We start from the raw sequence: 22,872 nt of genomic DNA, 5'->3' as shown, positions 1-22,872 counted from the left end.
CATACCGACCGCCCTGACCTTGGGATACTCCACAGATGCCACGCGTGCTGCTGATCGAAGACGACCCCTCCGTCCGCGAGGGCGTCGAGCTCGGGCTCCGGCGCCGCGGGCACGAGGTGCGCACCGCCGCGACCGGCGAGACGGGGCTCGCCGCGCTCGGCGAGTTCCGGCCCGACCTGCTGCTGCTCGACCTGATGCTGCCCGGCATGAACGGCGTCCAGGTCTGCCGCCGGGTCCGCGAGACCAGCCAGCTGCCGATCATCATGCTCACCGCGCGCGGCGACGACTTCGACGTGGTCGTCGGCCTGGAGGCGGGCGCCGACGACTACATCGTCAAGCCTGCCCGCACCGAGGTCATCGAGGCACGCATCCGGGCCGTCCTGCGCCGCATCGAGGAACCGGGCGGCGGGCGCCCGGCCGTGGAGTTCCACGGCGAGCTGGCCATCGACCGGGCCGGGCTGACCGTCGCCAAGAACGGCGAGCGGCTGGCCCTCGCCCCCTCCGAGCTCAAGCTGCTCCTCCACCTCAGCGCCGCGCCCGAGCAGGTCTTCAGCCGCCAGCAGCTCCTCGAACACGTCTGGGAGCACAGCTTCCACGGCGACGCCCGGCTCGTCGACGCCTGCGTCCGCCGGCTGCGCACCAAGATCGAGGACCCGGGGGAGCCGCGCTACATCCAGACGCTGCGCGGCTTCGGCTACCGCTTCGGGCCGATCCAGTGAGAGCCCACGTGCCGGGCGACGACGGCGACCGGCCCCCGCGACACCGCCGCCGGCCGCGCCCCTTCGGCCTGCGCACCCGGCTCGTCCTCGCCTTCCTCCTGGTCGCCGCCGTCGGCTGCGGCACGACGGCCGCGCTCACCTACCGGGCCGCCCGCACCGCGATCCTGGAGCAGACCCAGGACACCGCCGTCTCCGCCTTCCGCCAGCAGGTCGAGACCCTGAACATCCAACTGCCCGTCGACCGCGACGGTCTGCGCAACGAGCTCCAGCGGATCGCCCGGCAGGGCAAGCCGCGGCCCTGGCGGGTCTACGCGGAGTACGGCGACATGCGGGTGTCGTCCACCGACCGGGACGAGTCGAGCGTGCTCACGCCCGAGCTGCGCCGCCGGGCCGGCGCGGCCGGCACCACCCACGGCAGCTTCCAGCGGGTGGTCAGGAACGGCACCCCGTACCTCACCGTCGCCGTCCCCGCCCTCTTCGGGAACTTCAAGGGCTATCCGGAGGACCACCCCACCGGTCTCGTGCTCTACGCGGTGATGGACCTCAGCGAGGAGGAGGCCAACATCGGGGCCATGCTGGTCGCCGCCCGCGACGGCGCGCTGCCCGCGCTGCTCGTCGCTCTGGTCCCGGCCCTGGTCGCGGCCCGGGGCGTGCTGCGCCCGGTGCGGGAGCTGCGGCGCGCCGCCCACAGCATGGGACGGGGCCGCCTGGACACCCGTATCCACGCCAAGGGCAGCGACGAACTCGCCGACCTGGCCAGGACCTTCAACGAGTCCGCCGCCGAGCTGGAACGTTCCGTCACCGAGCTGCGGCGCGCCGAGGCCCGCGCCCGCCGCTTCGCCTCCGACGTCTCGCACGAGCTGCGCACCCCGCTCGCCGGCATGCTCGCCGTCACCGAGGTCCTCGACGAGGACGCCGGCACGCTCGACTCCGACACCGCACGGGCCGTACGCCTGATCAGCGCCGAGACCGGCAAACTGGCCGTGCTCGTCGAGGACCTGATGGAGATCTCCCGCTTCGACGCCCGCGCCGCCGAACTGCACACGGACGAGGTCGACGCGGCCGAGATGGTCCGCAAGACGCTCCAGAACCGCCACTGGACCGATCCGGAGCGGATCACCGCGGAGCTCACCGACGGCATCCGCGCCCGTCTCGACCCGCGCCGCTTCGACGTCGTCGTCGCCAACCTGGTCGGCAACGCGCTGCGGCACGGCGCCCCGCCGGTGACGGTCCGGGTGCACGCGGAGGGAGACTGGCTCGTGACGGAGGTCGCCGACCGGGGCCCGGGCATCCCGGCGGACGTCCTGCCGCACGTCTTCGACCGCTTCTACAAGGCCGACCAGGCCCGTACCCGCTCGGCCGGCAGCGGCCTCGGCCTCGCCATCACCCAGGAGAACGTCCGGCTGCACGGCGGCACCGTCGTCGCCGCCGACCGCCCGGACGGCGGCGCCGTCTTCACCGTCAGGATCCCGCTGTGAGCCGCCGTCCCCCGAGCCGCCGCCCGCGCCCGCGCACGCGTCTGCGCACGCGCCTGGGTCTGTACGCCGCTGTGCTGGGCCTGCTCCCGGGCCTCGCGGCCTGCGGCATCCAGGGCAGCGACGTCGTGGAGGCCGGCGGCGCGGCGCCGGTCACCGTGCAGCCGACCAGCGAACCCCGGCTGCTGCTGTTCTTCGTCGGCAAGGACGGGCGGCTGATGCCGGTCGCCCGGGACCTCCACTTCTCCTTCGGGCAGGACTGGGGCGAGGGCACCGGCACCGGCGGGACCGTGACGCCCACCCACCCGACCGAGGTCGTCGGTTACCGGGTCGCCACCGACAAGGTGCTCAGCACGCTCCTCGACGGGCCGGACGAGAAGGAGCTCGCCGCCGGCCTCACCACCCGGCTCATCCTGCACGGCGGCGGCGATCCCCACGTCGAGCCGCGCGCCGAGGACGGAGGCGGGGAGCTGCGCCTCCGGCTCTCCGTCCGGGTCCGGGACCTGGACCCGGTCGCCGTGCAGCAGTTGGTGTGCACGACCGCCTTCGCCGAGAGGTGGGGCAGCGCGGTCCCGGTCGTGATCTCCGGGACGGACGGCGCGCTGCCCGCGACCAGTTGCAGGCTGGGTTAGCGAGGAGGGTCAGCCCAGCAGCGCCGTGACGAGGCGCCGCATCTCGTGGCGCGGGTCGGGGGAGCCCGGCCAGCTCGTCATCAGCAGGTGGTGGGCGGTGCCGACGACGGCGAGGGCGACCGAGTGCGGGTCGACGGTCCCGGCGAGACGGCCGCGGTCCCGTTCGGCCGTCAGATAGCCGGCGACCGACTCCTGGATCGCGCCGAAACCGGGCGCCCCGTCCTGCAGGGCCTCCCGCACGCGCTGCGCGGCGGCCGGGCGGGTCATCGCGAGCCCGGACAGCGCCGGGCCGCCCGACTCGAAGAGCACCAGGACGACGGCGTCGAGGTTCCCCGCCACCGTGCCCTCGCCGGCCAGGCCGGCCAGGGCCGCCGCCTTCCGCGCGGTACGGGCGAAGCGGTCGAGGCACAGCTCGGCCACGAACTCGTCGAGCCCCGCGAAGTGCGTGTGCAGCAGCCCCTTGGCGCAGCCCGCCTCGGTGGTGACGGCCCGGCTGGTGAGCGCGCCCGGCCCGTCCCTCTCCACGACGCGCTCGGCGGCGGCGAACAGGCGCTCGCGCACGTCGGGCGTCGCCACTCCACGCGGTGACATGGCTGTCTCTCCCTCTCCCCGGATTCCCTGGACCCGTTCGGATCGTAATCGGGATTGCGAGTATGGGCGCGCGCCCATACTGTTTGGGCGTACGCCCATTCTCTGGGGCAGCTCAGGAGGCAGTCATGTCGGAGAACGTCGGCACCACCGTCAACACCGCGCAGGAAGAGGCCTGGAACGGCCCCGAAGGCGCCCACTGGGCCCGCCACCAGGACCGCTGGAACGCCGTCAACGAGGGCTTCGACGAGCCGCTGCTCACCGCCGCCGGCATCGGCAGCGGCAACGGCGGGGGAGACGGCCGGGGCCACCGCACCCTCGACATCGGCTGCGGCGCCGGCCAGACCACGATCCTCGCCGCCCGGCGCGCCCCCGAAGGCCGCGCCCTCGGCCTCGACCTGTCCGGCCCGATGCTCGCCGAGGCCCGCGCCCGCGCCGCCCGCGAAGGCGTCACCAACGCCGACTTCACCCAGGGCGACGCCCAGACGCACGCCCTGGAGCCGGGCGCCTTCGACGCGGCGATCAGCCGCTACGGCGTGATGTTCTTCGCCGACCCCGAAGCCGCCTTCGGCAACATCGGCCGCGCCCTGCGCCCCGGCGGCCGGCTCGCCTTCGTCAGCCCCGCCGAACCGGAGCTCAGCGACTGGCTGGTGGCCATGACCTCGCTGCGCGACATCCTGCCGGTGGGCGACCTCGGCACGCCGGGCCAGGGCATGTTCTCCCTGGAGTCCCCGGACCGCATCCGCGCCGTCCTCACCGCCGCCGGCTTCACCGGCATCGCCGTCGACCGGGCCGACGCGTACGGGAACTGGGGCCGGGACGCCGAGGACGCCGCCGACTTCCTGCTCGCGAGCGGCCCCGGCCGCCACCTCATGGACCAGGTCGACGCGCCGGCCCGGGACCGCGCCCGCCGCGCCCTCGCCGACCACCTCCGCGCCCACCAGGCGGCGGACGGCACGGTACGGCTGCGCAGCGCGGCCTGGCTGGTCACGGCCACCGCCTGAGCCGGGTTCCTACCGGGCGCGCAGCTCCGCCAGCACCGCGTCCGTGAACGGCGGCCACGCCTCGATCGCCCACGGCCCGAAGGGCCGGTCGGTCAGTGCCACGCAGGCCGCACCCGCGTCCGGATCGATCCACAGGAAGGTGCCGGACTGGCCGAAGTGCCCGAACGTCCGCGGCGAGGACGTGGCACCGGTCCAGTGCGGCGCCTTGCCGTCGCGGATCTCGAAGCCGAGGCCCCAGTCGTTCGGCCGCTGGTGCCCGTAGCCCGGCAGGATGCCGGTCAGGCCCGGGTGCTGGACGGTCATCGCGTCCACGACCGTGCGCGCGTCGAGCAGCCGCGGCGCCTGCACCTCGGCGGCGAAGCGCACCAGGTCGTCGACGGTCGACACGCCGTCCTTGGCGGGCGAGCCCTCGAGGCTCGTGTCCGTCATGCCGAGCGGCTCCAGGACGGCCTGGTGCAGATACTCGGCGAAGGGGATGTCGGTGGCCTTGGCGACATGGTCGCCGAGCGCCTCGAAGCCGGTGTTGGAGTAGATCCGCCGGGTGCCGGGCGCGGCCATGACGCGGTTCTCGTCGAAGGCGAGCCCGGAGGTGTGGGCGAGCAGATGCCGTACGGTCGAGCCCTCGGGCCCGGCCGGCTCGTCCAGGTCGATCGCCCCCTCCTCGTACGCGACGAGCACCGCGTACGCCGCGAGCGGCTTGGTCACGGAGGCGAGCGGGAAGCGCCGGCTCGTGGGGCCGTGGGACCCGGCCAGGGTGCCGTCCGCGCGGACGACGGCGGTGGCCGCGGTGGGAACGGGCCAGTTCTCGACGGCCTTCAGGCTCTGCATGCTGCTCTGCATGCGGCCGAGCCTACTTCGCCCGCTTGCTTAGAGTGGACTCCAAGTCTCTAGCGTGGGGGTCATGAGCGTGATCGACAGCACGAGCACGAGCACCAAGCCGGTGATGGCGCCGGAGCGGTTCACCATCAGCGAGGTGGCGGCCCTGACCGGACTCTCGGCCCACACCCTGCGCTGGTACGAGCGGATCGGCCTCATGCCGCACGTGGACCGCTCGCACACCGGTCAGCGCCGGTTCAGCCGGCGTGACCTGGACTGGCTGGCCTTCGTCGGCAAGCTGCGGCTCACCGGCATGGCGGTGGCGGACATGGTCCGCTACGCGGAGCTGGTGCGCGAGGGTTCCCACACCCACGACCAGCGCCGGGCGATCCTGGAGGGCACCCGGACCGACGTCGTCGCCCGGATCGCCGAGCTTCAGGACGCCCTGGCCGTGCTCGACCTCAAGATCGATCATTACGGCACCGTCTGCGGAGGCACCTCTTCATGAGCAGCAACACCAGCGGCATCAACGGAAAGATCGACACCGTCCGCCTCGGCGGCCCCGACGGACCCGAGATCGGCGTCCAGGGCTTCGGTGCCATGGGCATCAGCGAGTTCTACGGCGACACCGACGAGGCCGCGGCCCGCGACACCCTCGACGCGGCCCTGGAGGCCGGCGTCACCCTCATCGACACGGCCGACGTCTACGGGCAGGGCGCCAACGAGGAGTTCCTGGCCCCGTTCGTCACCGCGCACCGCGACGAGATCGTCATCGCCACCAAGTTCGCCATCGAGCGGCGCGACGACGACCCCGCGTACCGGGGCGTCAACAACGACCCCGCGTACATCCGCGCGTCCGTCGAGGGCAGCCTGCGCCGCCTCGGCATCGAGACCATCGACCTCTACTACATGCACCGCCGCGACCCTCAGGTCCCGCTCGCCGAGTCCGTCGGCGCGATGGCCGAACTGGTGAAGGAGGGCAAGGTCCGGTACCTGGGCCTGAGCGAGGTGACCGGAGCCGAGCTGCGCGAGGCGCACGCCGTGCACCCGATCACCGCCCTCCAGTCGGAGTGGTCTCTGTTCTCCCGGGACGTCGAGCACAGCGCGGTCGGCACGGCCGCCGAACTGGGCGTGACCTTCGTGCCGTACTCGCCGCTCGGCCGCGGCTTCCTCACCGGCGCCTTCGCCGACGCCGGCAAGGAGCTCTCGGCCACGGACTTCCGCCGCCACCAGCCCCGCTTCTCCGGCGAGAACGCCGAGCGCAACGCGGCCCTGCTCGCACCGCTCCGCGCCATCGCCGCCGAGCACGACGCCACCCCCGCCCAGATCGCCCTCGCCTGGGTGCAGCAGCGCGCCGCGGTGCACGGCCTGACCGTCGTCCCGATCCCCGGCACCCGCAAGCGCTCCCGCCTGCTGGAGAACGCCGCCGCCACCCGCATCACCCTCGACGACACGCAGCTCGCGGCCCTGGAGCCGATCGCGGGCCTGGTGGCGGGCGACCGCTACACGGACATGACCTTCACCTCGGCGGCCCGCGAGGGCTGAGGCCGCACACCCTCCGAGGCTCGCGCGAGCCGGGCTCACGCCAGCCCCAGCGCGAACACCGCGAAGCCCGCCGCGAGCACCCCCGCCGCCGCGCGGCGGGCCGGGCCGGTGCGCGTCCACGGGGACTCGAAGCCCCGCGCGTACCGGCCGAGGAGGACGAGCAGCCCGGCGAAGAGCGGCATCCAGGCGAGCCGCGCCAGGATCCAGCCGACCGAGTCGGGCGCGCCGACCAGGCCGGTCAGCTCACCCGCGTACGAGGCGGGGATCGCGGCCGCGAGCATCGCGGTCTGGTGCCAGCACAGGATGGTCATCGCGGACAGGTTGATCACGACGACCGGCGCCCACAGCCCGGGCCGCCGCTTCAGGAGTCCGCCGAGCCGCTCGCGCAACAGGATCGCGGCGCCGCTCTGCGCGGCGGCGAGGGCGAGGACGAGCAGCGACGGCGGATGCGAGTTGGTGCGGGCCTCGCCGGGGACGCCGACCATCGAGGCCGGGTAGCCGAACCACAGCAGCAGCGCGGCGAACAGCGCGACGCCGCCGGTCAGCAGCCCCCAGGCGTGCCGCCGGGTGATCCGGCCCTCGGCCCAGGAGACGCCGAGCTGGTACGCGAAGAGCCAGCCGGGCAGGATGTTCAGGAGGCTCAGCCAGGACGGCACGGCGGCGGAGTCGGCGTACGGCCCGTAGCGCAGGAAGTCGACGACCGCGACCGAGCCGAGCAGCGGGACCGCCGCCCAGACCCCCAGCCGCCGCGCGGCGCGCACGCAGTACGGCGTGAGCGCGGTGACGACCACGTACACGCCCACGAACCACAGCGGCTGGACGACCAGCGTCGACGCGGTCCGCAGGGTGTCGTACGGCACTCCGAAGCCGTAGTGCAGCAGCGGCAGCAGCGTGGCCCACACGGCGGTGACGCCGAGCACCGGCCGCCCCAGCCGGGCCAGCCGGCCGCCGAGCCAGGCACGGGTGCTGCCCCCGCGGCGGCGGAAGGAGAGGGCGGATGCGTAGCCGCCGACCAGGAAGAAGATCCCCAGCATCTGCAGGACCCAGCTGACCGGCGCGAGTCCGCCGAACGACGACAGCGGGCTCGCGTTGTGGATCGCGCCGTCGGCGGAGAGCGTGAAGCCGCCGAGCAGCCAGTGCCCGGCCGGCACGGCGAGCAGCGCGAGGGCGCGCAGCCCGTCGATCGCGCGGTCGCGGTGGGCGGGGGTGGACGCCTCGATCTTCTCGACGAGCCGGTTCACCGGACGTCCCCCTCGGCGATCGCGGCGAAGGCGCGGAGCGAGGACGTGCCCGGCGCGAAGTAGCCGTCGTGGCCCTGCGCGTCGGCGGCGGGGATGCGACGGGCGCCGAACTCCGGCGCGGCGGGGTCGCTGCCGTGGCCGAGGCCGGCGAACTCGACGTACGGGACCCGGTCGATCCAGTCGGTCGGGTCCTTGGCGGCCCACACCCGGGCCGTGGTGTTCAGGGCGGTCACGTCGTCGGCGCGCATCCCGGGCGAGGCGATGGCGACCAGGTCCTTGGCCTTGAGCCGGTGCGCGGCCACCCCGCAGACCACCGAGCCGTAGCTGTGGCAGAACAGCGCGGGCTCGGCGGCGCCGACCGCCCGCAGGCCCTCGGTGAAGCGCGCGAGGCGGTCCGCGCCCGCCTCCGCGAGGTCACCGGTGGCGGCGTCGATCCCGACTCCGACGGGGGTGGTGTACCCGGCCCAGGCGACGACGGCGGTCCGGCCGTTCGTGGCCGCGCGCAGCGCCGTGGCCTTGCGCACGAGCGGCGCGAGGTTGCCGGCGTCGATGTCGGAGCCGGGCACGATCACCGCCACGTGCTCGGCCCTGGCCAGGTCCCCGTAGACGAGTACGGCCTGGCCGCGGCCCCGGGGGTCGTACGCGAGGACCCGCGCCTGCCCGTCCCGCCCCGCGAACCTGCCGCCGCTCGTACGGGCGTTGGCGGCGTACCGCAGGGCGAGCGGGACGCCGTCGAGGTTGCCGACGACGCTCGGGTGGGACCGGACGAGCTCCCGCTGCCGCGCCGGGCTCAACCCGCGGAAGTACGCGGCGACCTGATCGGGCGTCATCCGCTCGGGGTCCGGCAGCCCGTCGGCCCGCCAGGCCGCCGTCCCGACCGGCGCCCCGGTCACCGGCTCCTGGGCGCTCCCGGACGCCCAGCCCGCCGTGCCGGCCACCACGGTGGCGGTGAGCGCGGCAGCGACCAGGGTCCTGCCGATCCGGGTCCTGGTGATGGGACGCATGCGGCCCTCCCTTTCCGTTCCTGTCTCTCTCGCGTCGCTGGCGAGAGGAAGGTAGGAACGGAGTGGGTGACGGCACGTCACACCGGGGCGCCAAGCCCGAACTCATACCGGGGTAGGGGCCGGAGGACCAGCCGGCCCGAGGCCGGGGGTGGGGTTGTCCCCCGGGGGCCGACCGGTGGTCAGCGGCCTCCGCCCGGTGTGACCAGGCCCGACTCGTACGCGAAGACCACCGCCTGCGCCCGGTCGCGCAGGTCCAGCTTGGCGAGCACCCGCCCGATGTGGGTCTTCACGGTCTGCTCGGCGACCACCAGATGCCCGGCGATCTCCTGGTTCGACAGGCCCCGGGCGATCAGCTCCAGGACCTCGGTCTCGCGCGGGGTGAGCCCGTTGAGGCGGAGCGCCGCCCGGTCGCCGCGCGGGGCGGCGGGCCGGGCCGCGGCGAAGTCGGCGATCAGGCGCCGGGTCACGGACGGCGCGAGCAGCGCGTCGCCCGCGGCCACCACCCGGACCGCCGCGATCAGGTCGGCCGGCGGCGCGTCCTTGAGGAGGAAGCCGGAGGCGCCGGCGCGCAGCGCCTCGTACACGTAGTCGTCCACGTCGAAGGTGGTGAGCATGAGCACCTTGGGCCGGTGCACCACGCCCGGTGGCGGATCGAGGATCGCGCGCGCCGCCGCGAGCCCGTCGAGCTCCGGCATCCGCACGTCCATGAGGACCACGTCCGGGTGCGTCGTGCGGGCCACCTCGATGCCCTGCCGGCCGTCCGGCGCCTCGCCCACCACGTCGATGTCGGGCTGCGCGGCGAGCAGGGCGGCGAATCCGGCCCGCACCATGGCCTGGTCGTCGACGATGATCACGCGGATGGTCACAAGGCGCCCTCTGGTTCGGTCGGTTCGGGTCGGGCCACGGACCGGCTCACCGGGCCGGTCAGCCCGGGGCCGGGCCCACCGGCCAGGTCAGCCTGGCCCGGTCAGCCCGGTCAGCCCGGTCAGCCCGGGCCGGTCAGCCCGGCTCGGTCAGGCCCGGGCCGGTCAGCCCGGGTCGGTCAGCGGCAGCCGGGCGGCGACTCGGAAGCCCCCGTCCGGCAGCGGCCCGGTGTCGAGCGAGCCGCCCGTCAACCGTACGCGCTCCCGCATCCCGACGAGCCCGTGCCCGGTGCCGGCGCCGCTCTCGACCGGCCCCGAGCCGCGCCCCGAACCGTTCCCCTCCGGCGGCCCGTTGACGACCAGGACGTTCAACCAGCCCTCGGCGTCGCCCCGTACGGACACCCGGGTCGTCGCCCCCGGCGCGTGCCGGACGACGTTGGACAGCGCCTCCTGCACGATCCGGTACGCCGACAGGTCCACCGCCTGCGGCAGCCCGGCCAGGTCCAGGTCGGCCGCGAGCGACAGCTCGGCCGGCACCCCGGCCCGTACCGTCGCCTCCACCAGCTGCTGCACCCGGTCGAGCCCCGGCTGCGGCGCCCGCTCGCCCTCCGCGCCCTCGCTGCGCAGCACCGCAAGGAGCCGCCGCATCTCGGCCAGCGACTCGCGCGCCCCGGCCGCGATCGACGCGAACTCCTCGCGGGCCGGCTCGGGCAGGTCGGGGATGCGGTACGGGGCGGAGTCGGCCTGCACGGTGATCACCGACATGTGGTGGGCGACCACGTCGTGCAGCTCGCGGGCGATCCGGGTCCGTTCCTCCAGGAGCGTGCGGCGGGACCGTTCGGCCTCGCTGATCGTCTCCTGCTCGACGAGCCGCCGTTCCGCCTCGCCGCGGCCGCGCAGGGTCGCGGTGAGCAGCAGCAGGACCCCGCTGAGGACGAACAGGACGATGGGGATGCCGTCCACCCGGCTCGGCGAGACCAGCGCGAACATCGCCCCGGCGGCACCGGTCATCAGCCACACCCCGACCAGCGCGCGCCGCGACTCGCGCGGCCCGAGCGCCGCCATCAGGGCGAGGTAGCCGACCACGACCATCGGCGTCCACGGCCAGGGCTTCCCGGCGACCGGATCGCCGATGAGCAGCACGAAGCCGCCGACGACGTCCGCGGTGAAGATCACCCACCAGGCCTGCAGCGGCCGCGTGACGGCGACGAGCAGCGGCACGGTCTGCGCCGTGCCCAGCGCGCCGGCGACGGCGCCGTTCACCCCGTACTCGTTGATGAGCACGGCGATGCTGACGGGCAGCAGGGCGGCGACGAAGGCGAAGGCGACGGCGTACGGCAGCCACCGCACCCACGGCTTGGCCGCCCGCGCGAGCAGCGCCTCGCCGTGCCCGGTGGGCGTGGCGAGGGCGACACCGATGCTCCGTACGCCTTCGCGGACCCGGGTGAGGGCCCGGACGAGGGGGAGCGGCATGTGCGGTCTGCGCCGCTTCTCTGCTGTGGCTTCCTTCATGGTCCGCACAGCGTAGGCAGCCGGGCCGAGCCGTACGTCATACCGGGGTGCGGGCCTCGGGGTCGTACCCGGGTATGACCCCGAGAGGGGCGCGCGCCGGCTCAGAGCTCCGCGAGCAGCTCCGCCTTCTTCGAGGAGAACTCCTCGTCCGTGACGAGCCCCGCCCGGTGCAGCTCACCCAGGTGGCGAATCCTTTCGGCAATGCCCGCCGGATCCCGCTGCGGCACCGTCACCGGCACCCGCGCCGACGCCCCGCGGATCGCCGCGAGGACCGAGGCCGCGAACGGCAGGGACTGGTGGACCGGCCCGTAGCCGAAGCCGAAGACGACGGACGCCGGGTCGTGGTCGGGCTGCGCCGGCCGCCCGTCCGGGCCGTCCGCCCCGCCGTCCCGGGCGAGCAGCCGCAGATAGCCGTCGAAGACCTCGGGCGAGCGCCACTCGACGCCGCTCAGCTCGCGCACCCGGAAGGTCTGGTCGCCGGCCTTCCACTTCTCCGAGGACGCGCCGGACCACGACCAGCGGAAGGACACCTCCGACACCCCGTCGAAGCTCGCCTTCCCGTCGTACGCCTTGAAGGACTGCGGGCCCTCCGGCGCCGCGACCAGGAAGCCGTCCGCGGGCAGATCCGCGTCCTCGTGCGGGAGGACCGCGTGCAGCTCGTCGCGGTAGTACTCGGCGAGCGTCTCCTTGTCGGCGGGCAGCACCAGGCGGTACGGGTCGGACCCGTCCTTCAGCTGCCCCGCCGCCGCCTCCATCAGCGGATCGGCCCCCGCCCGTGGCACGGCGTGCAGCACGACGGTGCCCCGCGCCCCCGGCGTCAGCGTCACCGACGCCAGCGCCTCGTGCGGGACGCGTCGTTCGCGCAGCGCCTGGAAGAGCTTCGGAGTGCGGATCCCCCGTTCGAAGCGGATGACGACTGCGTCGCTCTCGAACTCCCAGGTGGCATGAATTCCGGCCAGCACATCACCCATACGCCTCATCGTATGCGGCGTATGCCCCGACGTCGCCCCTCCGTAACCACCGTAAATCCGCCGCGACGCACCGGTACCGGTCGGCGAGCTACGCGCGTCAGGAGGCCTGGGCGCCGAAGATTCCACGGAGACAGGCGCTGTCGGCGGTCGAGCAGGTCAGCGAACGGTACGAGCCGACCCCTATCGCCGCGAAGTTCTCCAGGCTGCGCGTGCCCGGTACGAAGTAGCCCGCGTGCCCGTCCGCGCCGTCCGCCGAGAGCAGCCGCGCGCCGAACTCCGGCGCCACCGGGTCGGTGCCGTGCCCGACCCCGCCCAGCTCCAGGTGCGGCACGTCGGCGATCCAGTCGTCGGTGTCCCGCATGGCCCAGACCCGGGCCGCGGTGTCCAGGTCGGCGACCCGGTCGACGCGCATCCCGGGGCTGCCGGCCACCACCACGTCGGACACCCGCGCGGGCAGCCGGGGCGCGGCGACCCCGCACAGGACGGAGCCGTAGCTGTGGCAGAACAGCGTGACCCGCGAGTTCCCGGGCAGCGCGCCGGTGAGGTCGACGAGCCGGACGGCGCCCCGCTCGGCCAGCTCCCCGAGGGCCGCGTCGATGCCGACGCCGACGGGCGCGGTGTAGTCGGCCCAGGCGATCACGGCCGTACGCGCGCCGGGGTCGGCCCGCCGCTCGGCGTCGTACAGCGACTCGGCCATCCCGACGACCGCCGAGTAGGGGCGCGCGGTCTTCTGGAAGGTCAGCAGGTTGGTGTCGACCCCGGGCACGATCACGGACACCCGCCGGGCCCGCTCCAGGTCGCCCAGGACCTCCGCCGTCCGCCCCGTACCGCTCGGGTCGAAGGCGAGTATCTGGCGGCCCGGCCGCATCAGCGACCGGAAGCGGTCGAGCCGGCGCTGCGCCTCGTGGCGGCCGTCGGCGCTGAGCCTCGGGTCGTCGACCCGGCCCCGCTCGGCGGCCAGCGTTCGGCCGAGCGAGACCCGGTTGGCGCGGTAGCGCAGGGTGACGGGGGCGCCGTTGAGATTGCCCACGACGAACGGGTGGGCGGTGGCGAGCCGGGCGCCCTGCGCGGGACCGACGGCGGCGAAGAACGCGGCGACCGTACGGGCCGGCGCCGCCGGGTCCGGCAGCGCGCGGCCGCCGACCCGGTCGCGCGCCCAGGCGGCGAGCGCCTGCGCCCGGGTGTCGCCCTGCGTGGGCTGATGCCGGATCGTGGTCCATCCCGTGGTCGCGAGGAGCACGAACACCACCGCCAGCGCGAGCAGCGCGCGCCAGACGGAGAGGGCGACCGAGAGGGCGGGGTCGGAGTCGAAGGAAGACATTGGGGGCCACCCTAGGGGCCGCCTCAGGGTGGCCGTGCCACGAGTGACGCGGATCACGCGGGGCGGGGGCGAGGTGGTGACGGTGGGTGAGGGAGCGTGCGTACGGGCGTGCGGATGTCCGGGCGGGCGTACGGACTTACGAGCGCAGGGACTTCACGGGCTGAAATGCGTACGGGCTGACGGGCGTGCGGACTTACGGGCGCAGGGACTTCACGGGCTGAAGTGAGTGCGTACGGGCTGACAGGCGTACGGGCTTCGCGAGCTGACGGGCTTCGCGGGCTGACGGGCGTACGCGCTCAGGGGCGCCAGCGCGGGGCGAGTGCGGCGCCCAGGTGGTCGAGGTACTGCTCGGTGAGCGTGCGGATCGAGTCCAGTGTCTGGTCCTCGCCGCGGACCCAGAGCTGGCCGGTCACCCGCATCACGCCGCCGAACGCGGCGACCGCGATCCGCGGCCGCGGGTCCTCGTCCACGTCGAGTCCCTCGCGCTCGGCGATCACGCGGGCGAGGGTGTCCTCCATCTCGGTGGAGCGGCGCAGATGCACGGCGAGCAGGGCCGGCGTGGACTCGATGAGGTGGAAGGTGCGGAGGTACAGCTCGACGGGGACGACCTCCTCGATCGCCTCGCCGATGGTGTCCCAGCCGCCGAGCACCGCGTTGCGCAGCGCGTCGAACGGGCCCTCCCCGGGCGGCCGCTCGGTCAGCGAGCGGAGGAAGCGCTGCTCCACCATCTCCTGGACGGCGAAGGCCACGTCCTCCTTGGTGGCGAAGTAGCGGAAGAAGGTGCGCTGGGAGACGTCGACGGCGTCCGCGATCTCGTCGACGGTGGTCCGCTCGTACCCCTGGGTGGTGAACAGTTCCAGGGCCACCCGGATCAGCGCGTCGCGGGTGCGCTGCTTCTTGCGCTCGCGCAGACCGGGAGCAGTCACGTCCGGCGCCCCTCTTCCGTCACGTTCTCCGCCACGTCTACGTCTTTTTCTCGCCGTCTCATCGCCGTTCGGACCTGCTCAGCGTACCTGTGAGCTACGTGACAGTTACCGGCGCGTGAATCGCTTTGTCAATTGTCAGCGGCTGACACTAGCCTCGTTCTCATGACTAGTCAGATCACCGTGGAAAAGACCCCGCAGGGTCAGGGGGGTGCCCCGGAGCCGGAGCCGGCCGACGCGGCTCCGGCGAGGGGACTGCGCGGTCACCCGTGGCTGACCCTGTTCTCCGTCGCAGTGGGCGTGATGATGGTCGCGCTCGACGGCACGATCGTCGCCATCGCCAACCCCGCCATCAAGGAGGACCTCCAGGCGTCGCTCGCCCAGGTCCAGTGGATAACCAACGGCTACCTGCTCGCCCTCGCCGTCGCCCTCGTCACCGCCGGCAAGCTCGGTGACCGCTTCGGCCACCGGCAGACCTTCCTCATCGGCATCACCGGCTTCGCCGCCGCCTCCGGCGCGATCGGCCTGTCCAGCACCATCGGGCTCGTGATCGCCTTCCGGGTCCTCCAGGGCCTCTTCGGCGCCCTGCTCATGCCGGCCGCGCTCGGCCTGCTGCGCGCCACCTTCCCCGCCGAGAAGCTCAACATGGCCATCGGCATCTGGGGCATGGTCATCGGCGCCTCGACCGCGGGCGGTCCGATCGTCGGCGGCCTGCTCGTGGAGAAGGTCAGCTGGCAGTCCGTCTTCTTCATCAACGTGCCGGTCGGCGTCCTCGCGCTCGTCCTCGGCCTCGTGATCCTCAAGGACCACCGCGCCGAGAACGCCCCGCGCTCCTTCGACGTCTTCGGCATCCTGCTGCTCTCCGCCGCGATGGCCGCCCTCATCTGGGGCATCATCAAGGCCGGCGAGTCCTGGGGCTGGGGCGGCGGCAAGACCTGGGGCTGCCTGATCGGCGCGCTCGTGCTCTTCGCCGTCTTCGCGCTGTGGGAGACCAGGGCCAAGGAGCCGCTGATCCCGCTGAAGATGTTCCGCTCCGTGCCGCTGTCGGCCGGCGTGGTCCTCATGGTCCTGATGGCCTTCGCCTTCATGGGCGGCCTCTTCTTCGTCACCTTCTACCTGCAGGGCGTGAAGGGGCTCAAGCCGGTCGACGCCGGTCTGCACCTGCTGCCGCTCACCGGCATGATGATCGTCTCCTCGCCGCTGGCGGGGGCGCTGATCACCAGGTTCGGCCCGCGGGTCCCGCTGGTCGGCGGCATGGTGTGCACCGCCGTCGCGATGTTCGGCATGATCAGCCTGACCCCCGGCACCGGCACCCTCACCATGTCGCTGTGGTTCGCGCTCCTCGGCCTCGGCCTCGCCCCGGTCATGGTCGGCGCCACCGAGGTCATCGTCGGCAACGCGCCGCTGGAGCTGTCCGGCGTGGCCGGCGGTCTGCAGCAGGCCGCGATGCAGGTCGGTGGCGCGCTCGGCACGGCGGTGCTCGGCGCCGTCATGTCCTCCAAGGTCTCCAGCGCCTTCGGCGAGAACTGGCGCGCCGCGCAGCTGCCCGGGCCCGCCGACCCGCGCCTGGAGCAGGCCGCCGAGTTCGGCATGGTGCCGCCGGAGCTGGCCAAGGCGCCGGGCATGACGCCCGAGATCGTCCAGGTCATCGGCAAGGTCATCCACGACACCTTCATGGACGGCATGGGCTTGGCCTTCACCGTCGCCGGTGTCGTGGCGGTCGTCGCGGCGCTGGTCGCCACGCTCACCAAGCGCGGCGAGAACGCGGAGGCGGGCGCGGGCGCGGCCCACATCTAGGAGTCGCCGGCGGACCCGCCGGCTCTCGGGGTTCCCGTAGGGGGCCGTCACCTGTTCGCGTGAACGGGGGCGGCCCCTCTTCCGTTGCGGCGGACCCTCCGTCATGCTCTTGGTTACAGAGAGTTACGAGACGGGGGTTCACCTGCATGTATACGAAGACGCTTCTCGCCGCCGGAGTCCTGCTGACCGCGCTGGCGGCACCGGCGGTCCCGGCCCAGGCCGCACCGACCGCGCTCGCCAGGTCCACCGGCACGGCCCTCGGCGCCTGCGGGCCCGGCCAGCTGTGCCTGTGGCCGAAGGCCGACTTCAAGGGCAAGGCCCAGGTCCACGAGCTGACCTCGGTCGACATCGAGAGCTGCGTGGCCCTGCCGGCCGGCACCAGCGCCCAGTCCCTGGCCAACCGGACCGGGCGGCCGGTCACCACCTACCAGTCCGCCGAGTGCGCGGAGACCGGCGAGTTCGAGACCTATCCGGGCAGAGGGACGTGGGCGCCCCAGACGCCTTACCAGGTACGGGCGTTCAAGATCTGGGAGAGGTAGGCGCAGGCGCGGGCGAGGGGACTTCCGGGGTCCCCGGGTCCGCCGGCGGGACCGAGAGGCGCGCGACCTCGGCCCGCAGGGCGCGCACCTCGGCGGTCAGCGCCTCCAGGAGCTCGGTCTGCCGGCGCTCGGCCTCGTCGTCCCGGTCGAAGCGGGAGATGAACCAGGCCGCGATGTTGGCCGTCACCACACCGAGCAGCGCGATCCCGGACAGCATCAGGCCCACGGCGAGCACCCGGCCCAGACCGGTCGTCGGGGCGTGGTCGCCGTAGCCGACGGTGGTCATCGTGGTGAAGGACCACCAGAGCGCGTCCCCGAGCGTCTTGATGTTGCCGTTCGGCGCGTCCCGCTCCACGTGCAGCACCGCGAGCGAGCCGAACATCATCAGCCCGACCACCGCGCCCGCCACATACGTGGTGAGCGTCATCTGCGGGGCCATCCGGGCCCGCCGGCCCACCAGGAGGAGCGTGGACACCACCCTGAGCAGCCGCAGCGGCTGCACCATCGGCAGTATCACCGCGATCAGGTCCAGCGGATGGCCGCGCACGAAGGCCCACCGGGCCGGGGCGAGCGCGAGCCGCACGAGGTAGTCGAGGGCGAACGCCGCCCACACCGCCCACTCCACGTGGGTGCACAGCCGGTGCACCCACGGCTCGGCGCCCGGCGCCACGATCGGCACGGCGTAGGCGGCACCGAACGCCACGGCCAGCACGAGCAGCGGCTTCTGGGTGAGCTGCTCCCAGCGATCTCTCATGCCCGCATCGTAGGGAACGCCAGGGGAAGCCGAAGGGCGGCGGGACCGTGGCCCCACCGCCCTCACCAGGCACGACGCGCGGTGCCGCGCGCGATGCCGTTACGCCGTGCCGTGCCGCGTCGCCGTGCCGCTGTGCCGTTACGCGTCGCCGCGTCGCCGCGTCGCCGCGTCGCCGCGTCGCCGTGCCGTTGTGCCGTTACGCGTCGCCGCCGGCGGCGCCCGGGTGGGCGGCCGAGACGTCGAGCAGCTGGTAGCGGTCGATGGCCTGCTTCAGGGCCGAGCGGTCGACCTTGCCGTCGCGGGCCAGCTCCGTGAGGACCGCGAGCACGATCGACTGGGCGTCGATGTGGAAGAAGCGGCGCGCCGCGCCCCGCGTGTCCGCGAAGCCGAAGCCGTCCGCGCCCAGCGAGGTGTAGCGCCCCGGCACCCAGCGGGAGATCTGGTCCGGCACCGAGCGCATCCAGTCGGAGACCGCCACGAACGGGCCCTCGGCGCCCTGGAGCTTCCGCGTCACGTACGGGACGCGCTGCTCCTCCTCCGGGTGCAGCAGGTTGTGCTCCTCGACGGCCACGGCGTCGCGGCGCAGCTCGTTCCAGGAGGTCGCCGACCAGACGTCGGCGCGGACGTTCCACTCCTCGGCGAGGATCCGCTGCGCCTCCAGGGCCCACGGCACGCCGACGCCGGAGGCCATGATCTGCGCCGGGATCGTGCCGGCCTCGCCGCGCCGGTAGCGGTGGATGCCCTTGAGGATGCCCTCGACGTCCACGTCCGCCGGCTCGGCCGGGTGCTGGATCGGCTCGTTGTAGACCGTCAGGTAGTAGAAGACGTCCTCGGCCTGGGGGCCGTACATGCGGCGCAGACCGTCCTGGACGATGTGCGCGATCTCGAAGCCGAAGGCCGGGTCGTAGGCGACACAGGCCGGGTTGGTCGAGGCGAGGAGGTGGGAGTGGCCGTCGGCGTGCTGGAGGCCCTCGCCGGTCAGCGTGGTGCGGCCGGCGGTGGCGCCCAGCACGAAGCCGCGGGCGAGCTGGTCGGCCATCTGCCAGAACTGGTCGCCGGTGCGCTGGAAGCCGAACATCGAGTAAAAGACGTAGACCGGGATGAGCGGTTCGCCGTGCGTGGCGTAGGCCGAGCCGGCGGCGATCAGCGAGGCGGTGCAGCCCGCCTCGGAGATGCCGTCGTGCAGCATCTGGCCGGTCGGGGACTCCTTGTAGGCGAGGAGCAGTTCGCGGTCCACGGCCTCGTACTGCTGGCCGAGCGGGTTGTAGATCTTGGCGCTCGGGAAGAACGAGTCCATGCCGAAGGTGCGGTACTCGTCCGGCGCGATCAGCACGAAGCGCCTGCCGATCTCCTTGTCCCGCATCAGGTCCTTGAGCAGCCGGACGAAGGCCATCGTGGTGGCGATCTGCTGCTGGCCGGAGCCCTTCTTCACCGCCGCGTAGGCCTTGTCGTCGGGCAGCACCAGCGGCTTGGCGCGGACCACACGGGTGGGCACGTACCCGCCGAGCGCCTTGCGGCGGTCGTGCATGTACTGGATCTCCTCGGAGTTCCGGCCCGGGTGGTAGTAGGGCGGCAGGCCCTCCTCCAGCTGCCTGTCCGTGACCGGGATGTGCAGCCGGTCGCGGAACCGCTTCAGGTCGTCGACCGTCAGCTTCTTCATCTGGTGGGTCGCGTTGCGGCCCTCGAAGTTGGGGCCCAGCGTCCAGCCCTTGACGGTCTTGGCGAGGATCACCGTCGGCTGGCCCTGGTGCGCCTTGGCCGCGGAGAAGGCCGCGAAGATCTTCTTGTGGTCGTGACCGCCGCGGCCCAGGTGCAGGATCTGGTCGTCGGTCATGCCCTCGACCATGGCCCGCAGCCGCTGGTCGTCGCCGAAGAAGTGGTCGCGGATGTAGCCGCCGGTCTCCGTCGCGTACGTCTGGAACTGCCCGTCCGGCGTGTTGTTCATCTTGTTGACCAGGATGCCGTCGCGGTCCTGGGCGAGCAGCGGGTCCCAGGAGCGGTCCCAGATCAGCTTGATGACGTTCCAGCCGGCACCGCGGAAGACCGACTCCAGCTCCTGGATGACCTTGCCGTTGCCGCGCACCGGGCCGTCGAGGCGCTGCAGGTTGCAGTTGACGACGAAGGTCAGGTTGTCCAGGTTCTCGCGGGCCGCGAGGGTGAGCTGGCCGAGCGACTCCGGCTCGTCCATCTCGCCGTCGCCGAGGAAGGCCCACACGTGCGACTTGGAGGTGTCGGCGATGCCGCGCGCCTCCATGTAGCGGTTCATCCGGGCCTGGTAGATCGCGCCGAGCGGGCCGAGGCCCATCGACACGGTCGGGAACTCCCAGAAGTCCGGCATCAGCCGCGGATGCGGATAGGAGGACAGGCCGTCGGGGAACTTCGACTTCTCCTGGCGGAAGGCGTCGAGCTGCGCCTCGTTCAGCCGGTCGAGCAGGAAGGCCCGGGCGTAGATACCGGGGGAGGCGTGGCCCTGGAAGAAGATCTGGTCGCCGCCGTCGCCCTCGTCCTTGCCGCGGAAGAAGTGGTTGAAGCCGACGTCGTAGAGGGAGGCGGAGGAGGCGAAGGTCGCGATGTGACCGCCGACGCCGATCCCGGGACGCTGGGCGCGCGAGACCATCACGGCCGCGTTCCACCGGGTGGCGTTGAGGACCTTGCGCTCGATCTCCTCGTTCCCGGGGAAGAAGGGCTCGTCCTTCGTGGCGATGGTGTTCACGTAGTCCGTGCTGCGCATCTCGGGCACGGCGACCCGCTTCTCGCGGGCCCGCTCGATCAGCCGCAGCATGAGATAGCGGGCGCGCTCCCGGCCCCGCTCGTCGACGGCGGCGTCCAGGGAGTCGAGCCATTCCCGGGTCTCTTCCGGGTCGAAGTCCGGGACCTGGCTGGGAAGGCCGCCAATGATGATCGGGTTGCGATCGGATGCGGAAGCCACGCTGTTCCTTCGCTGGTCGGTGGAGCCCGCGGGGGAGGGGCCCCGCTGCGGCCGGGATGTTCATCGTGTACCCCGCCGACGGCAAACGTCATCTTTACCGAGCGGTAACCCTCGCGGGGCGCCTTGTTCGGTCAAATCGCAACCTTACGCCCATCCCGCGCATGCGTTCCGCCAGCGCGTTCGGCAGACTGAAGCCACAGAAGCCCACAATGCCGGGCGAAGAGTGCACGACTCGTCACGCAGTGCGACGGGTGTTCGCCGGAAGTTGCGGCGAGACGGCCCCAAACGTCACCGTTTCGGCGGTCTCATCGGCCGGGTACTTGCGCGATCCGCCCCGGCACGTGTGGACTACGGCCAGCGCCGCGCGTACGCGCGTGGCCGAAGCATTTTCCGATACATGATCAGGAGGCAAGCCGTGAGCGCGACCGCGGACCACGCGGAGGAGCGGACCAACCCGGCAGCGAGGCTGGGGTTCGAGCCCGGACAGGTGGTCCAGGAGATCGGTTACGACGACGACGTCGACCACGATCTCCGTGAAGGCATCGAGTCCCTCATCGCCCAGGATCTCGTCGACGAGGACTACGACGACGTCGCCGACGTCGTACTGCTGTGGTTCCGCGACGAGGACGGTGACCTCACCGACGCACTGGTGGACGCCATCGGACTCCTGGAGGACGGCGGCATGATCTGGCTGCTGACCCCGAAGACGGGCCGTGACGGCTACATCGAGCCGAGCGACATCAGCGATGCCGCGCAGACCGCTGGTCTCTCCCAGTCCAAGAGCATCAGCGTCGCCAAGGACTGGACGGGCACCCGCCTGGTCACCCCCAAGCGCTGACTCCCCGAACGCCGCACGGAGCCCCTGCCGGACACACCGGCGGGGGCTCTGCGCATCCCCTGTCGAGCTCCGTCCGGACCGCCCCTTAGGGTGGGTTTCACCGATTCGGCCCAAGGGCCGGCCCGCCGGCGAAGGGATGCGTACGCGATGGCGATCGAGATCGGCGCCGAGGCCCCCGACTTCGAGCTGAAGGACAACCACGGCCGCACCGTGCGGCTCTCCGACTTCCGCGGCGAGCGCAACGTGGTCCTGTTCTTCTACCCCTTCGCCTTCACCAGCGTGTGCACCGGCGAGCTGCGCGAGCTGCGCGACCACCTCGACGCCTTCGTCAACGACGACACCCAGCTGCTCGCCGTCTCCAACGACTCCATCCACACCCTGCGCGTCTACGGGGACCAGGAGGAGCTGGAGTTCCCGCTGCTGTCCGACTTCTGGCCGCACGGCGCCGCCTCGCGCGCGTACGGCGTGTTCGACGAGGACAAGGGCTGCGCGGTGCGCGGCACCTTCGTCATCGACAAGGCGGGCACGGTCCGCTGGTCCGTCGTCAACGCCCTGCCCGACGCCCGTGACCTCGACGACTACCTGAAGGCGCTCGCGGCGCTCTGAGCCGCGCCTTCGGCACGCCTTCCGGGTCCGGACGGGCCATGCTCCGCGCCACTCGGGCGAAACGTCTGTTTCGGCGGGGAACCCGTCACTAGGATCCACACGTTGATCCGATGCCAACGCACGACTGGGGGCGCTGCCCCTGGAACACACTGGAGGGACTCGTGGGAGTCAGCCTCAGCAAGGGCGGCAACGTCTCGCTGACCAAGGAGGCCCCTGGCCTGACCGCCGTCACCGTCGGTCTGGGCTGGGACGTCCGCACCACCACCGGTACGGACTTCGACCTCGACGCCAGCGCCATCCTGGTGAGCGAGGCCGGCAAGGTCCGCAACGACCAGGACTTCGTCTTCTTCAACAACCTGAAGAGCGCCGACGGCTCCGTCGAGCACACCGGCGACAACCTCACCGGCGAGGGCGAGGGCGACGACGAGCAGGTGAAGGTCAACCTGGCCGGCGTGCCGGCCGACGTCGCCAAGATCGTCTTCCCGGTGTCCATCTACGACGCCGAGAACCGCCAGCAGTCCTTCGGCCAGGTCCGCAACGCGTTCATCCGCGTCGTGAACCAGAACGGCGGCGCCGAGATCGCGCGGTACGACCTCTCCGAGGACGCCTCCACCGAGACCGCCATGGTCTTCGGTGAGCTGTACCGCCACGGCACGGAGTGGAAGTTCCGCGCCGTCGGCCAGGGTTACGCCTCGGGCCTGCGCGGCATCGCGCAGGACTTCGGCGTCAACGTCTGAGCCGACGCCGACGCCTGAGACAGGCCGTCAGCACCCGTCCGGCGCCGCACCTCCGTGC

Annotated in this window: 22 protein-coding genes; 11 read left to right on the top strand and 11 right to left on the bottom strand. The window is 72.8% G+C overall.

Annotated elements, in window-relative coordinates; translation table 11 throughout:
- The first annotated feature begins 35 nt into the window (after positions 1 to 35).
- Genes ACWEV0_RS26450 through ACWEV0_RS26440 form a run of 3 tightly spaced genes read left to right on the top strand, consistent with a single transcriptional unit; the run spans position 36 to position 2,826 of the window.
- On the top strand, positions 36 to 719 hold the full coding sequence (locus ACWEV0_RS26450) for a response regulator (RefSeq protein WP_453151976.1): 684 nt from the start codon (positions 36 to 38) through the stop codon (positions 717 to 719).
- A gap of 8 nt (positions 720 to 727) precedes the next feature.
- On the top strand, positions 728 to 2,197 hold the full coding sequence (locus ACWEV0_RS26445) for an ATP-binding protein (protein WP_453151975.1): 1,470 nt from the start codon (positions 728 to 730) through the stop codon (positions 2,195 to 2,197).
- A complete protein-coding gene (locus ACWEV0_RS26440) occupies positions 2,194 to 2,826 on the top strand; it encodes a hypothetical protein (RefSeq protein WP_453151974.1) in 633 nt (210 codons plus the stop codon). The genes ACWEV0_RS26445 and ACWEV0_RS26440 overlap by 4 nt, the downstream gene beginning before the upstream one ends.
- A gap of 9 nt (positions 2,827 to 2,835) precedes the next feature.
- On the opposite strand, the gene ACWEV0_RS26435 is transcribed toward ACWEV0_RS26440, so the two are convergent.
- Complete coding sequence (locus ACWEV0_RS26435; protein ID WP_453151973.1) at positions 2,836 to 3,417, bottom strand: TetR family transcriptional regulator; 582 nt, start codon at positions 3,415 to 3,417, stop codon at positions 2,836 to 2,838.
- A gap of 125 nt (positions 3,418 to 3,542) precedes the next feature.
- On the opposite strand from ACWEV0_RS26435, the gene ACWEV0_RS26430 reads away from it, so the two are divergent.
- Positions 3,543 to 4,418, top strand: coding sequence for a class I SAM-dependent methyltransferase (locus tag ACWEV0_RS26430; protein WP_453151972.1), 876 nt, complete (start codon positions 3,543 to 3,545; stop codon positions 4,416 to 4,418).
- A 9-nt stretch (positions 4,419 to 4,427) separates the two neighbouring features.
- On the opposite strand, the gene ACWEV0_RS26425 is transcribed toward ACWEV0_RS26430, so the two are convergent.
- On the bottom strand, positions 4,428 to 5,246 hold the full coding sequence (locus ACWEV0_RS26425; protein ID WP_453151998.1) for a serine hydrolase domain-containing protein: 819 nt from the start codon (positions 5,244 to 5,246) through the stop codon (positions 4,428 to 4,430).
- Between the two features lie 73 nt (positions 5,247 to 5,319).
- On the opposite strand from ACWEV0_RS26425, the gene ACWEV0_RS26420 reads away from it, so the two are divergent.
- Both ACWEV0_RS26420 and ACWEV0_RS26415 read left to right on the top strand, forming a co-directional pair.
- Positions 5,320 to 5,742 carry a MerR family transcriptional regulator gene (locus ACWEV0_RS26420; protein ID WP_453151971.1) on the top strand — a complete coding sequence of 141 codons (423 nt, stop codon included), beginning with the start codon at positions 5,320 to 5,322 and terminating at the stop codon, positions 5,740 to 5,742.
- On the top strand, positions 5,739 to 6,779 hold the full coding sequence (locus ACWEV0_RS26415; protein ID WP_453151970.1) for an aldo/keto reductase: 1,041 nt from the start codon (positions 5,739 to 5,741) through the stop codon (positions 6,777 to 6,779). The genes ACWEV0_RS26420 and ACWEV0_RS26415 overlap by 4 nt, the downstream gene beginning before the upstream one ends.
- 35 nt (positions 6,780 to 6,814) lie before the next feature.
- Here the strand turns inward: ACWEV0_RS26415 and ACWEV0_RS26410 are convergent, their stop codons facing one another.
- The 7 genes from ACWEV0_RS26410 to ACWEV0_RS26380 form a co-directional block, all read right to left on the bottom strand.
- Positions 6,815 to 8,020 (bottom strand): acyltransferase family protein, encoded by a 1,206-nt coding sequence (locus ACWEV0_RS26410; protein ID WP_453151969.1) that lies wholly within the window; start codon positions 8,018 to 8,020, stop codon positions 6,815 to 6,817.
- Positions 8,017 to 9,024: an alpha/beta hydrolase gene (locus ACWEV0_RS26405; RefSeq protein ID WP_453151968.1), complete on the bottom strand. Its 1,008-nt coding sequence runs from the start codon at positions 9,022 to 9,024 to the stop codon at positions 8,017 to 8,019. The genes ACWEV0_RS26410 and ACWEV0_RS26405 overlap by 4 nt, the downstream gene beginning before the upstream one ends.
- A gap of 179 nt (positions 9,025 to 9,203) precedes the next feature.
- Entirely contained in the window at positions 9,204 to 9,890 is a 687-nt protein-coding gene (locus ACWEV0_RS26400; protein WP_453151967.1) for a response regulator, read from the bottom strand.
- Between the two features lie 162 nt (positions 9,891 to 10,052).
- Positions 10,053 to 11,399 (bottom strand): sensor histidine kinase, encoded by a 1,347-nt coding sequence (locus ACWEV0_RS26395; protein WP_453151966.1) that lies wholly within the window; start codon positions 11,397 to 11,399, stop codon positions 10,053 to 10,055.
- Between the two features lie 101 nt (positions 11,400 to 11,500).
- Complete coding sequence (locus ACWEV0_RS26390; protein WP_453151965.1) at positions 11,501 to 12,379, bottom strand: DUF4429 domain-containing protein; 879 nt, start codon at positions 12,377 to 12,379, stop codon at positions 11,501 to 11,503.
- 88 nt (positions 12,380 to 12,467) lie between these two features.
- On the bottom strand, positions 12,468 to 13,691 hold the full coding sequence (locus tag ACWEV0_RS26385; protein ID WP_453151963.1) for an alpha/beta hydrolase: 1,224 nt from the start codon (positions 13,689 to 13,691) through the stop codon (positions 12,468 to 12,470).
- A gap of 296 nt (positions 13,692 to 13,987) precedes the next feature.
- Entirely contained in the window at positions 13,988 to 14,617 is a 630-nt protein-coding gene (locus tag ACWEV0_RS26380) for a TetR family transcriptional regulator (RefSeq protein WP_453151962.1), read from the bottom strand.
- A gap of 162 nt (positions 14,618 to 14,779) precedes the next feature.
- Here ACWEV0_RS26380 and ACWEV0_RS26375 point away from each other — a divergent pair, with 162 nt between their 5' ends.
- Both ACWEV0_RS26375 and ACWEV0_RS26370 read left to right on the top strand, forming a co-directional pair.
- Positions 14,780 to 16,411: an MFS transporter gene (locus tag ACWEV0_RS26375; RefSeq protein ID WP_453151961.1), complete on the top strand. Its 1,632-nt coding sequence runs from the start codon at positions 14,780 to 14,782 to the stop codon at positions 16,409 to 16,411.
- A 146-nt stretch (positions 16,412 to 16,557) separates the two neighbouring features.
- Positions 16,558 to 16,950 (top strand): peptidase inhibitor family I36 protein, encoded by a 393-nt coding sequence (locus ACWEV0_RS26370; protein ID WP_453151959.1) that lies wholly within the window; start codon positions 16,558 to 16,560, stop codon positions 16,948 to 16,950.
- Here ACWEV0_RS26370 and ACWEV0_RS26365 read toward each other — a convergent pair.
- Positions 16,931 to 17,704, bottom strand: coding sequence for a potassium channel family protein (locus tag ACWEV0_RS26365; protein ID WP_453151958.1), 774 nt, complete (start codon positions 17,702 to 17,704; stop codon positions 16,931 to 16,933). The two genes, ACWEV0_RS26370 and ACWEV0_RS26365, sit on opposite strands and share 20 nt — an antisense overlap.
- Positions 17,705 to 17,900: 196 nt before the next feature.
- Complete coding sequence (gene aceE, locus ACWEV0_RS26360; protein WP_453151956.1) at positions 17,901 to 20,633, bottom strand: pyruvate dehydrogenase (acetyl-transferring), homodimeric type; 2,733 nt, start codon at positions 20,631 to 20,633, stop codon at positions 17,901 to 17,903.
- Positions 20,634 to 21,048: 415 nt separating this feature from the next.
- On the opposite strand from aceE, the gene ACWEV0_RS26355 reads away from it, so the two are divergent.
- The 3 genes from ACWEV0_RS26355 to ACWEV0_RS26345 all read left to right on the top strand — a co-directional run bounded on the left by ACWEV0_RS26355 (position 21,049) and on the right by ACWEV0_RS26345 (position 22,814).
- Positions 21,049 to 21,471 carry a DUF3052 domain-containing protein gene (locus ACWEV0_RS26355; protein WP_453151955.1) on the top strand — a complete coding sequence of 141 codons (423 nt, stop codon included), beginning with the start codon at positions 21,049 to 21,051 and terminating at the stop codon, positions 21,469 to 21,471.
- Between the two features lie 147 nt (positions 21,472 to 21,618).
- Complete coding sequence (locus tag ACWEV0_RS26350; RefSeq protein WP_453151954.1) at positions 21,619 to 22,077, top strand: peroxiredoxin; 459 nt, start codon at positions 21,619 to 21,621, stop codon at positions 22,075 to 22,077.
- Between the two features lie 161 nt (positions 22,078 to 22,238).
- Positions 22,239 to 22,814, top strand: coding sequence for a TerD family protein (locus ACWEV0_RS26345; protein WP_403793296.1), 576 nt, complete (start codon positions 22,239 to 22,241; stop codon positions 22,812 to 22,814).
- Positions 22,815 to 22,872 lie beyond the last annotated feature (58 nt).

The sequence above is a fragment of the Streptomyces sp. NPDC003943 genome, assembly GCF_053605265.1.
This window is presented reverse-complemented; position numbering and strand designations above follow the sequence as displayed.